The organism is Clostridium mobile (assembly GCF_018918285.1).
GTDB lineage: Bacteria > Bacillota > Clostridia > Clostridiales > Clostridiaceae > Clostridium_AW > Clostridium_AW mobile.
In genome coordinates, this window is sequence record NZ_JAHLQF010000004.1 from 401,416 (window position 1) to 413,603 (window position 12,188).

The window sequence follows — 12,188 nt, forward strand, 5'->3', positions numbered from 1 at the left end:
TAAAACCCTCCTACTTCATATTTGGAAAATTCATTTGTCTTAAAGCTTCATAAGTTACTATAGAAACAGTATTTGAGAGATTTAATGACCTAGTAGTTGTATTAATCATAGGAACCCTTATAGAATTTTCCATCTCACTATTTCTTATATAATCTGGTAACCCTGAAGACTCTCTTCCAAATACAATAAAGTCCCCTTCTTTATATTTTACATCACTATGAAATTTGCTTGCATGAGTTGTGGAAAAATAAAACTTTCCATCCTTATACTTTTCTCTTAAGTCTTCATAAGACTTATGAATTTCCAAATCTAGATATTGCCAGTAATCTAAACCTGCTCTCTTCAAATGTTTTTCATCTAAGCTAAATCCTAAAGGTTCAATTAGATGAAGTTTACAGTTAGTAAGTACACAAGTTCTAGCTATATTACCTGTATTTTGCGGAATTTCTGGTTGAAATAATACTATATTTAAAAACACTTATATTCCCCCTTATATTAAAGCCATGGTAAATATATATCCTAATATTACTCTATAATTAATAAATAGTAAAGCATACTAAATGATGTAGTTTATACTGTGTTCACCGAACAAATCCGTAAGATTATTTTTGAAAAACTCTTTCATATCTCGTAAATCTTCATCTTTATAAATATATTTTCCGTAACCAAATTGGCCAAACTTAAATTTTCTTAAATCTTCTTCCATAGGAAGAGCTGTATTTGGATATATGGTAAGTATATTTTCTTTTGCTCTTTTTGTAAACCTATGAGAAATCACTTCAAACTTTAATTCTAAATCTCTAAAGTTATAATAAATTTTATTTATTAATTCTAAATAATCTTTTTTCCAATCTTCATATAAAAAAACAGGAGCAATAATAAAACCTAATAGATATCCACTTTCACCTATTTTTTTAGCTGCCAATAATCTTTCCTCTAAAGAAGGAGTTTTATGCTCATATCTATTTATTATTGTTTCACTATTTAAACTAAATCTAATAATGGTTTTTCCATTATGTTTTAAATTTAACAAATCCTCTACATCTGTATATTTAGTAACAAATCTAAATAACGCGTAGTCATTTTCTCCAAAAAATTCTATAGATTTTTTTAATGCACCACTATATTTCTCCACTGGTATAGGGTCAGAAGTAGCTGAGCCTTCAAAAATAGTAACCTCAGGCTTTCTCTCTTCAATATATTCTTCTGCCCTATTTAATATGTCATCTATGTTTACGTGTATTTTTATGTAAGGTTTTTTACCCATCTGAGTATTTAAATAGCAATATTCACACATACCTGTACAGCCACTCACAATAGGAAGTTGATAATGAGCTGACGGCTTACAAGACTCGAATTTTAAACTTTTCCTTATACCAACTACTAAGGTATTTTTTCCTTCACCATACATCTGGGAACTATCTTTTCCTGGAATACCAGTTATCCTTCCACTCTTTGAGTATAATATTTCTACATCTTCATCTTTAAATTTATAAAATAGATCCTCTCCCATTTTATAATCTAAAGCCTTTTCTTCAAATATAACCCTTTTAGGTTTAAACATACTAATCACCTCTTAACATTAGTATGTTTATTTTTATATATTTTTATAAAACGAACTTTTCAATGGCCTTAGCTACACCATCTTCATTATTTGAAGCTGTAATATAATCCGCATGATTTTTTACTATTTCATCTCCATTTCCCATGGCAACACCTAATCCTACAACCTTAATCATTGAAAGGTCATTTTCACTATCCCCAATGCACATTACCTCATTCATATTTATATTGTAATGCTTTGCTAGCATTTCTACAGCACTTCCTTTTGATACTCCCTTTCTCATCACTTCCACATTGTTCCTAAAAGAACTAACTACTTCTAAGTCTTTCTCTTTTCTTAGTTCTTCTTTAAGGAGTTTTAACTTTTCCATATCATCATCTACGATTATACACTTTAATATTTCTTCTGAATTATTTAGAAATGTTTCATACCAATTAGAAGTTACTTCAATATTTATCCTTCTTTCCTTAGGAAGACTCTCATTTGCCTTTGAATAATATTTTGAGGAGTATATTAGTTTTTCAGTGTAAATAGTATTATAAGTATTGAAATGAGGATATAGCTGGTATTTATTTACCATCTCAATTACTCTTTGACAGTTTTCTAGCCCTAAAATTCCTTTATAAATTACTTTATCGCTTCCTCTTTCCCTTATATAAGCTCCATTAGAAGCGATTATAGGTGTTTTCACCCCTATAATATCTGCATAGTAATTGGCAGATACAAAAACTCTTCCCGTAGTTATTGCTACTTGAACACCATTATTCGTTGCTTTTTTTATAGCTTCAAGATTTCTTTCACTAACTTCATTATTCTCATTTAATAAAGTGCCATCCATATCAATACAAATTAACTTATAAGACAATTTCAACATTCCTTTCGTTAATAATGCTTCATATTATATTATACCAAAAATAAATTTTTTAAATTTATTAATCTCCTTAATTATTTAACATTATATATTTTATTATACCATTGGCAATGTTTTCACCTGTATTTTTCAATATATTTTCATCTTGAAGCTTTACTCTGTCATCTTTATTTGTCATAAATCCAACTTCTACTAATGAACATACATATTTACTATATCTTAAAACAGCAATGTCTTGTTCTTTGATTCCTCTATCAAACCAAATACCATCTTTACTAACTTCCTTTTGTATTGTTTCTGCTAACTCAATTCTTTCTTCATTTTGAAATCCATCTGGTGAGTGATAAAAGGCACTTATTCCATCATATCCAGGATCCTTAAAAGAATTTACATGAACAGAAACAAAAACATCAGGTTTTTTATCATTAACAAAGTCTCCAATTTCCTTAAGAGATAACAAAACATCCTCTTCTCTTGTCATATATACCTGAAAACCTTTTTCTTCAAAGTATTCTTTCATGTAAAGAGCAATCTTTAGATTTATATCCTTTTCATATAAGTTTTCATAGTTTGTCCCTTTATCAATGCCACCATGACCTGGATCTATTACTACAGAATGTTTTTTATCACTTTTCTCTGTAGCGAGAGAAATAAAGCTTTTTCTATATAATAAATTATGATTATAAGTCATATCGTAGTTTACAAAAAATACCACTAATAAGATAAAAAAAATATATGCTCTCAAAGATTTTTCATTATTTTTATATTTCATAATTCCCGCTTTCCCTCTTCTGCATAATATTTGTGAGGGTAGCATTAAATACATTGCTATACCCACACAAATATATTATACCATATTTTGTAAAATTAAATTATACAAATAATGCTTAAATCAGAAAAGTTTTAATATATAATATTTGAAAAATCCTTGTTTTTCTTTAATATGGTTTTCCACAAAATAATAACAGTTCTTTTTTTCTTCAATAGACATGATATTTTGATAATTACATCCATAATATTCTTTGCAAACACATTCAACTATTTTTTTTAGATTTAATCTAAGATCTTCATCTTCTAATTTATTGATATATTCCATTTCTCCTTCACATTCACTTACATTTATATTTATAGTTTTAAGTCTTTTTAATATATAAAGATACAATGGTATTGATTTATTAGAATTTATTAATTTATTTTTTCTAATAATTATATAAAATATCTTAAGGATAAATAATATAGGTATAATCCATAGTAAATATTTAAAATAATTAGTTTGTGAAGTTTTAGGAATGTCTTGGATATCTTCCTCAATTTCTTCTAATTTTTCTCTATTATATTGATAATTACGGTCACTATTATCAATATTCTCTTCGCTAATTCTTTCTCTTTCATTTCTTTCTATTTCATCAAAGGCAGAAGGAGTCGCATCGAATATAATCCAATTATCTGACTCTGGAGATACTAAAATTTCTGTCCATGCATGGGCATTTTTATTTGATACAATGTATAATCCGTTTACATCTTTATCATTGCTCATATTAAAACCTTCCACATATCTTGCAGGAACACCAATCATTCTTAACATAACTGTAGCTGCTGTAGCAAAATAAGTGCAGTATCCTTTTTTCTCCTCAAACAAAAAGTAACTTACAAATTCTTTTCCCTCTGGTATATCAGATACATTTAGAGAGTACTTAAAGTTTTTATTAAGAAAATCATATATGTCTTTTATCTTATCATTAACTGTTGAAGAATTTTTAGTTATGTCTTCTACTAAGTTGTAAACTCTTCTAGGAATATTATCTGGCAATTGTAAATACTTCTTATAATCATCAGTTAAGTTATAGTTAATTATAGGCAAATCATTAATATTTGAAATAGACATATTATTAAAAGCATCATAAAACTCAACTTTATATTCTTCTTTCACAATTTTGGAAGATAAGAAAATTTTATCTTTGTTTGAATACACACGCCCTTTTTTATTATTAATATTTATAGTGTTAATAGGAGAAAACAACGTAGATGTATTAATTTTCGTTGGATATATTGTAATATATGTTTTTTGACTTCCACTTATTAAATTATCAGGAATACTATCCTTAAAAGTGACTCTCTTAAAAGAATCCTCATAACTCTTCCATGAAAATCCATCATAATGATGTTTAGTAGTTCCTCTTAAATAGTAGGATTTATCTGCTGCCACTTTAAATGCTTCTCTGCTATCTAATACAACAGTTCCTCCTAATTTTTTATCCGTTGGATCATATCCTGAATCCGCTAAATTATACGAATTTTCAACATCTTTTTTACTTTTTGACATTTTGTTGAAAATTCCATCTTCACTATGGTATTTGCCTTCTATATTTTTAGGTAAAAAATTTTGTATACTTGAAAGAACGACGGAAAAAATTACTACATATATTATTGGCCTAAATCTGGATAAATTATTTTTTACACCTCTTATACTAAAGTCCTTCATATTCTTAATATAGCTATTTATAGAGTAAGTAAAAATATTTAATAATACAAAGTAAAATGTATATTGTTTAATTATTTCTACATATCCGTAATACCAATAAAATAGCATAATTCCTAAATTAACCACTACTATAAAATCACTAAATACTTTATTTACTACATTCAAAATAAGTATTACAATCAAAGGTATAATTATACCTATGATAAATTTATATTGATAAAAAAATGTAGGTTTTCCATTGAAAATACTAGAGTTTAGCTCTAAAACATATTTTATATTTAATGCTATTTTGTTAAAAATATAACTCTTGTAATAATAAGCTAGTAGAGTTGCAATGAAAATAATGACTAATGTAAAAAACATCTTATATAGTCTTTTCCATTCTAAATAATTATAAAAGTAATATATAAAAGCTCCTATGAGGAAACAACCTGTAAAATATACATAAGAAAAATTATTTATTTTAAAGCATTTTTCTGTAACTCTTATAATAAATAATAAATTTATATAAGTTATAAATAAATTTATTAGCTTTTTAAAATTACTCATAACTCTCCTTCCTTAAAATAGAGCTGATAACTTCTATACCTCTCTCTTTTAGGTAATAGTCATTTTTAAAAATTTCTAAACTCTTACTCGAATAAAAAACTACAATCCTATATCCTAGTTTACTTGCTAATAATAAAGCTTCTTTAACATTGGTATCTATCTTAGGAGTACATATTATAATGGTATTTTTACCTGCCATCTTGTATAAATTATCTATTATATATTGAGCAAAACTTCCTTGACCCTCACTTTTATTTACCAAAAAGTATTCCATAAGGGCATTAAAATCTTCTATATTATTTATATTCATATTAGAATTTTCTTCATTATTTATATGAATACAGCTCTTCATATTGTTATTAAGTATATTATTTATTATTGATACACAAATTTCCACTAGTTCTTCTTCATTTTCTTCTCCATGCTGGTCATAGAAATCTTCTTTGTTCATATTTAAAAATATATTATATTCTTCTCCCTGCAGGGCATCAAACTTTTTTACAAAAAGCTCTCCATATTTAGCACTTAGCTTCCAATGTATCTTTCTTAAGCTATCCCCTGTTCTGTATTTTCTTATATCACTTATAGTGTAATCTTCATTAATTATCCCCTTCTTGTTCATAAATTCATTTATGAACTCTTGTCCATGAAAATTAAAATCTTCCATTTGGTGTATTTTGGGGTATACCTTTACTTTTAAATCTTTTTCAAAAGTTTTACTTAAGGTAAGCATATATAAGTAATCTTTAAAGGTTAAGGTTACATTTCCAAAGTCATAAATCCCCCTATTTAAAAATTTTATATTCCTACTTAGCCTTTTGTTCTCATCAAGTTTTATGTTAAGAGCCTCTCCATTGTACTCCCTATCTAGAGAATACAGAGCCTTATTTTTCACTTCTATATAAGGTAAGGGCAGTATATTGTAGTTTTTAATGACTGTTGTTATTTTTATCTCTTCTCTAGTGCTTACAACATCCTTATCAAGTTTTATATCCACTCCTACATTCCTATGTAATATGACTATTACAATAAAGGATAGTATGAATGGTATAAGAAAGCTATAAAATAATGCATAGGGAAAATATCCCCCTTCAAAATAAGCATAAATAAATGTTATCAGAATAAATAAAATAATTCTTTTGTTTATTTTTATCATACTCTCCTACCTTTTACTCTTGGTACTGGTAATGCTTTAATGATATCTTTTACTATATCTTCTCCCTTAAGGTTGTTTACTCTTGCATAAGAAGATAATGTAATTCTATGACTTAATACTGATACAGCGTTTTCCTTTACATCCTCTGGTATTACATAATCTCTACCATTAATAAATGCCCAAGCCTGAGCTATTCTCAATAGCCCTAAGGATGCTCTTGGACTAGCTCCTAGTGATACAGATTTATTATTTCTTGTAGCTTCTACTATATTTACTATATATTCGTTGACCTCTTCAGATACATAAATCTTTCTAACCATATTTTGAATGTTTACAATATCTTCTCCAGTAGCCACACTTTGAATTTTCTCTAGTGGCTCTTCACTTCTATAAATGTTTAACATTTCTTTTTCAAATTTTTTTTCTGGATACCCCACATTAACTTTAATCATAAACCTATCTAATTGAGCTTCTGGAAGTATAAATGTCCCTTCATAATCTATAGGATTTTGAGTCGCCATAACTATAAATGGCTCCGTTAATTTATAGGTTTCATTTCCTTCTGTTACCTGTTTTTCTTCCATAACCTCTAAAAGAGCAGATTGAGTTTTAGGTGAAGTCCTATTTATTTCATCTGCTAATATTATGTTAGAAAATATAGGTCCTTTTCTAAATTCAAATTCCATAGTTTTTTGATTATATAAAGATATACCTAAAATGTCTGATGGAAGTAAATCTGGTGTAAACTGAATTCTTTTATAAGATAGATTTATTGATTTAGCGAGAGCTTTAACTAAAGTAGTTTTACCTACTCCCGGTACGTCTTCAATTAAAATATGGCCATTAGCAATTATCCCTTTGATTATATTATAAATTTCAAATTCCTTACCTATTATAACCTTAGAAACGTTATGCACTATACCCTTAATTATTTCATTTTCTCCCATATTATTCACCTCATCTATTTTATAGTTAAATTTATTATATATTATATACTAATAAAGTACTATAATATCAATAAAATGAATAAAAGGGTTGTACATATTTTGTACAACCCTAAATAATTAGTTTTTCTTAGTACCAACTTTCACAAGTCCTTCTACTGGTCTATAAAAATCATCAGATACAAGTTCTTGTTTAACTAAAGTCTCATTCTCATAAATATTTCTATAAACTTTTACTTTGTATCCTGTATATGCCTTTTGAACTACTTCCTCTGATCCTTGAGGTAATTTTGGGTCTTCCACAGTCTTAGTAGTAGATTCTACCGTTGAATATACATCGTTAGTTATAGCATAACGGTTTTTGGTTAAGGATTGATTAGAATATATATTAAAAGTTACATTACCACCACTGGTAGTACCCTGTATATAAACCGGGAAATTCAATGTATTCTTAAACTTATAATCTATATTTCCCCAATCCACTGTTGCATCTCTACCTAATTGTACATAGCTTGAAGGTAGAGTATGATGAACTCTTTCTACTGATCTCATGTTAGACATTAGAACTGCGTTATATAGAGTAGAGGAAACTTGACATATTCCTCCTCCTAGTCCAGATTCCACTTTGTTTCCAATTATAACTGGTCCTGCTTGATATCCTCTTGCCACTGTTCTTTCACCAACAGTACCATTGAAACTAAAAACATCTCCTGGCATAAGCACAGTTCCATCTATACTTTTAGTTGAAACTACAATATTATTAGCTCTTTCAGCAGAAGAAATACCACTATAATGAGTTGAAAAAGTTGAAATTAGACCATCAATACTAGCTAAAGAACTCTTAGTTATTCTAGCTTTTACATCTTGTACTTCAGCACTTACTTGTAAGTCTTCTTTTATACCATATTCCATTTTGCTTAAAATATCTTCCATAAGCTTTTCTTTGTTTAGCTTCTTACCTACCGTTTCTGATGTAATATTAAATGCACCATTATTTCTAGTAATTTTAGCATCTTGTGGATTTTTATTTATGTCTTTTTCTATTCCGTCAACAAACTTTTGTACAGCATCTTTATTATAAGCAAACTGCAGGCTAAAGGCCTTATTCTCAGGATTCTTTATAAGTTTATATTTTTTATATAAATTTAAATCTTTGCCATATGTAAAAGCTTCATTAACTACTTTATCTATGTCATATTTAGGATCTACTTTATCAAAACCTAAAGTATAGTCTTTACCTGGAGTTTTTACAGTTAATTTGCTCATTAATACTTTATCATTAAAGCTTTTTTGCAAAATAGCTTTGGCATCCTGTACACTTTTTCCTGATATATCTACATTTTCCACCTTAACACCAGGAAAAATCAAATTGTTATAATGTTTTACATAGCTATATCCATAGGCTATAGCCGCTGAACCAGATCCCAATAATATTAGCATAAATACAGATAATATCATTATAATTGCTTTCTTTTTGGCCCTAGCTCTAGCTCTTTTTTTCTTCCTTGTCATTTGCATCACCTCACTGATTACATTTTTATTATACTATATAATACTATATATACAATAATAGTACGAGTTTTATATCCCAAAAGTCAATTTAAAACTAACAACAATGGCTAGGAAATTAATAGTAATTTTCCGTTATTTGTACATAATTATCTTCGACAAAAATTCAAGGATATGAATATAAATTCATCAAGATGAAGTTTTAAATTGAACTGATTAAAGGGATTTTGATAATCAAAATCCCAAAATTAATCTTTCATGATTTACTTTTTATATTTTAATTATAGACTTATTACCAATCTCCAGAAGAACCTCCGCCTCCAGAGGAACCTCCACCAAAACCACCAAAGCCGCCTGATGATCCTCCTCCGAATCCACCGAAGCCACCACCACCAAAGCCGCCGCCTCCATGGCCTCCTCGTCCACCTCTGTTATTCCAAAATGAACTCCAAAATATGGCGGACATTATTTCTCTCGTTACTCTTCCTCTATTAAATAATGTGTCTAAAACAATTAAAATTACTATTATTTTGATTATGCCACTTCCCGGAAGAGAACTGCTTTTACTTTTATTAATTTGCAAATTAACCTTGTCATTTTTAACTAACTCTACATTATATTCCTTAGCTATTGCATCAGCAAATGCTGAGTAAGAATCTCTTATACCCTTATCATAATCTTTATTTTTAAAAGCGGGCTTGAATAGTTGCTCCATGACATTATCTGTATAAAGATCTGGGATAGCTCCTTCCAAGCCATATCCCACCTCTACTCTTCTTTTTTTGTCATCCATGGATATCAACATTAAGAGTCCATTATTTTTTTCCTTTTGTCCTATGCCCCAGCTTCTAAATAGATTATTTGCATAGGTTTCAATATCATATCCTTCAAGTGAGTCTATAATAACAACTATAGATTGAGCTCCAGTTTTATCTTCTAATTCTTTACCTACTGATACAATATACTCTTTAGCTTCCGAACTTAACACCCCTGCATAGTCATTTACATATTTTAAATTGGTAGGCTTAGGAATATTAGCTTCTGCACTAACAGTAGTAATACATAAGGTCAACAAAAATAATAAAGTTACAAAAAACCTTTTAAATTTATTCATAATTATTTACCTGTATTAAAATCTACTTTAGGTACTTCCTTAGCTCCTTCAGTTGCCTTGTAATATTCTTTTTCTTCAAATCTAAAGATTGAAGCTACTATTGAGTTAGGAAACTTTACTATTTTACTATTATACTCAGCTACAGCAGCATTATAGTCTTTTCTAGATATATTTATTCTATTCTCTGTTCCTTCTAATTGAACCATTAAACTTCTGAAGTTCTCATTGGACTTAAGTTCAGGATAACTCTCTACTACTACAAGTAACCTTGAAAGAGCACCTGATAATTCGCTATCTGCATTAGCTCTTTCATTTATAGTATTAGCTCCTCCAAGCTTTGCTCTAGCATTTGTTACATCTGCAAGAACTTCTTGCTCCTGTTTTGCAAATCCTTTAACTGTCTCAACTAAATTAGGGATTAAATCTGATCTCCTTTGAAGATCACTATCTATATTTGATTCAGCAGTTTTAACCTTCTGATCTAAGGCTACCATACTATTATAGCTTGATATAACTGGAGCTATTAGTAATATCAGCACTCCAATTACTATAAGTATATTTCTTAATGTTTTATTCATTCATATGCCTCCTTTAAGTACCTATTAAGATATTATAATATATTTTACTTTAAAAAATACCTTTACTTCAAGAATATAATATTTATTTAATAATAATTTAATGTTATGTTTATATTATCATAAGGGAGGGATTTATATGATCGCAGAAATAATCTCTATAGGAACTGAAATTTTATTAGGAGATATTTTAAACACTAATGCTGAGTATTTATCTAAAAGATTAGCCAATTTAGGTGTTTATCTTTATCATCAATCCGTGGTAGGAGATAATGCTAAAAGATTAGAAGATGAATTGGAAAGAGCTTTTAGTCGTTCAGATTTAGTTATAACTACTGGAGGTCTAGGCCCTACTAAGGATGATCTCACTAAAGAAATAGGAGCAGAGTATTTTAATATATCTATGGAGCTTCATGAAGAATCTTATATAAAATTAACTGAGTATTTTAAAAAACAAAATAGAGAACTTACAGAAAACAATATAAAACAAGCGTATTTCCCAGTAGGTTCTATAATACTTCCTAACCATTTTGGAACTGCTCCAGGATGTATAATAAATAAAAACGATAAAATCTTAATACTACTTCCTGGTCCTCCAAAAGAAAATATACCTATGTTTGAAAACTATGTTGTACCTTATATTAATAAACTTTCTAATAATACATTGATATCTAAAACCTTAAGAATTTGTGGCATGGGAGAATCCATGGTGGCAACAAAAATAAATAATATAATCGATAACCAGTCTAATCCAACAGTGGCCCCCTATGCAAAAGATAATGAGGTTACATTGAGAATAACTGCTAAAGCTAATAATAAAGAGGAGGGGGAAAAACTTATAGCTCCTGTTGAAAATGAAATAAGAAATATATTAGGTGACAATATATATGGTATTAATGAAGATACATTAGAAGGGGTAGTAGGTGAAATACTTATAGAAAACAATTTAACTATATCTGTAGCTGAGTCTTGTACGGGAGGACTCCTTTGCGGAAAATTAGTAAACTATCCAGGCATATCAAAGGTCTTGATAGAAGGATGTGTAACCTATAGTAATAGTTCAAAGATGAAGAGACTTGGAGTAAGCAAAAGTACTTTAGATAAATTTGGAGCAGTAAGCGAAGAAACCGCTAAAGAAATGGCAGAGGGAATAGCTAAAGCTTCTAACTCCAATATAGGAATTTCTGTTACTGGCATAGCTGGTCCTGATGGTGGCACTACTGAAAAGCCTGTAGGCTTAGTTTATGTAGGCATATACATAAATGGTGAAACTTTCGTAAAAAAGCTTCACTTATCTGGCAATAGGCAGACTGTTAGAGAAAGGACTGTAACCTTTGCTTTAGATTGGTTGAGACGACTTTTGAGCAAAATCTCTCTTTGATGGAGAATTGAGAGTTGAAAAGGTCTATAAATCTTCAACTCTC

Annotated in this window: 11 protein-coding genes; 1 reads left to right on the forward strand and 10 read right to left on the reverse strand. The window is 28.8% G+C overall.

What is annotated here, in order from left to right; genetic code table 11:
• Nucleotides 1–10 precede the first annotated feature (10 nt).
• From trmL to KQI86_RS17185, 10 genes are all read right to left on the reverse strand, one after another.
• Entirely contained in the window at nt 11–478 is a 468-nt protein-coding gene (trmL, locus tag KQI86_RS17140; protein WP_216440638.1) for a tRNA (uridine(34)/cytosine(34)/5-carboxymethylaminomethyluridine(34)-2'-O)-methyltransferase TrmL, read from the reverse strand.
• A gap of 78 nt (nt 479–556) precedes the next feature.
• A complete protein-coding gene (gene splB / locus KQI86_RS17145; RefSeq protein ID WP_216440639.1) occupies nt 557–1,573 on the reverse strand; it encodes a spore photoproduct lyase in 1,017 nt (338 codons plus the stop codon).
• A 34-nt stretch (nt 1,574–1,607) separates the two neighbouring features.
• Nucleotides 1,608–2,429, reverse strand: coding sequence for a Cof-type HAD-IIB family hydrolase (locus KQI86_RS17150; RefSeq protein ID WP_216440847.1), 822 nt, complete (start codon nt 2,427–2,429; stop codon nt 1,608–1,610).
• A gap of 76 nt (nt 2,430–2,505) precedes the next feature.
• Entirely contained in the window at nt 2,506–3,207 is a 702-nt protein-coding gene (locus tag KQI86_RS17155) for an N-acetylmuramoyl-L-alanine amidase family protein (RefSeq protein ID WP_216440640.1), read from the reverse strand.
• 120 nt (nt 3,208–3,327) lie between these two features.
• A complete protein-coding gene (locus KQI86_RS17160) occupies nt 3,328–5,466 on the reverse strand; it encodes a transglutaminase-like domain-containing protein (protein WP_216440641.1) in 2,139 nt (712 codons plus the stop codon).
• The gene (locus KQI86_RS17165) at nt 5,459–6,622 is read right to left on the reverse strand and encodes a DUF58 domain-containing protein (protein ID WP_216440642.1); all 1,164 of its coding nucleotides are present in this window, start codon (nt 6,620–6,622) and stop codon (nt 5,459–5,461) included. The genes KQI86_RS17160 and KQI86_RS17165 overlap by 8 nt, the downstream gene beginning before the upstream one ends.
• A complete protein-coding gene (locus KQI86_RS17170) occupies nt 6,619–7,569 on the reverse strand; it encodes an AAA family ATPase (protein ID WP_216440643.1) in 951 nt (316 codons plus the stop codon). The genes KQI86_RS17165 and KQI86_RS17170 overlap by 4 nt, the downstream gene beginning before the upstream one ends.
• Before the next feature lie 117 nt (nt 7,570–7,686).
• Nucleotides 7,687–9,078 carry a VanW family protein gene (locus KQI86_RS17175; RefSeq protein ID WP_246582869.1) on the reverse strand — a complete coding sequence of 464 codons (1,392 nt, stop codon included), beginning with the start codon at nt 9,076–9,078 and terminating at the stop codon, nt 7,687–7,689.
• 289 nt (nt 9,079–9,367) lie between these two features.
• The gene (locus KQI86_RS17180; protein ID WP_216440645.1) at nt 9,368–10,189 is read right to left on the reverse strand and encodes a TPM domain-containing protein; all 822 of its coding nucleotides are present in this window, start codon (nt 10,187–10,189) and stop codon (nt 9,368–9,370) included.
• Nucleotides 10,190–10,191: 2 nt separating this feature from the next.
• Entirely contained in the window at nt 10,192–10,767 is a 576-nt protein-coding gene (locus tag KQI86_RS17185; RefSeq protein WP_216440646.1) for a LemA family protein, read from the reverse strand.
• A gap of 136 nt (nt 10,768–10,903) precedes the next feature.
• Here KQI86_RS17185 and KQI86_RS17190 point away from each other — a divergent pair, with 136 nt between their 5' ends.
• Entirely contained in the window at nt 10,904–12,145 is a 1,242-nt protein-coding gene (locus KQI86_RS17190) for a competence/damage-inducible protein A (RefSeq protein ID WP_216440647.1), read from the forward strand.
• Nucleotides 12,146–12,188: the final 43 nt, after the last annotated feature.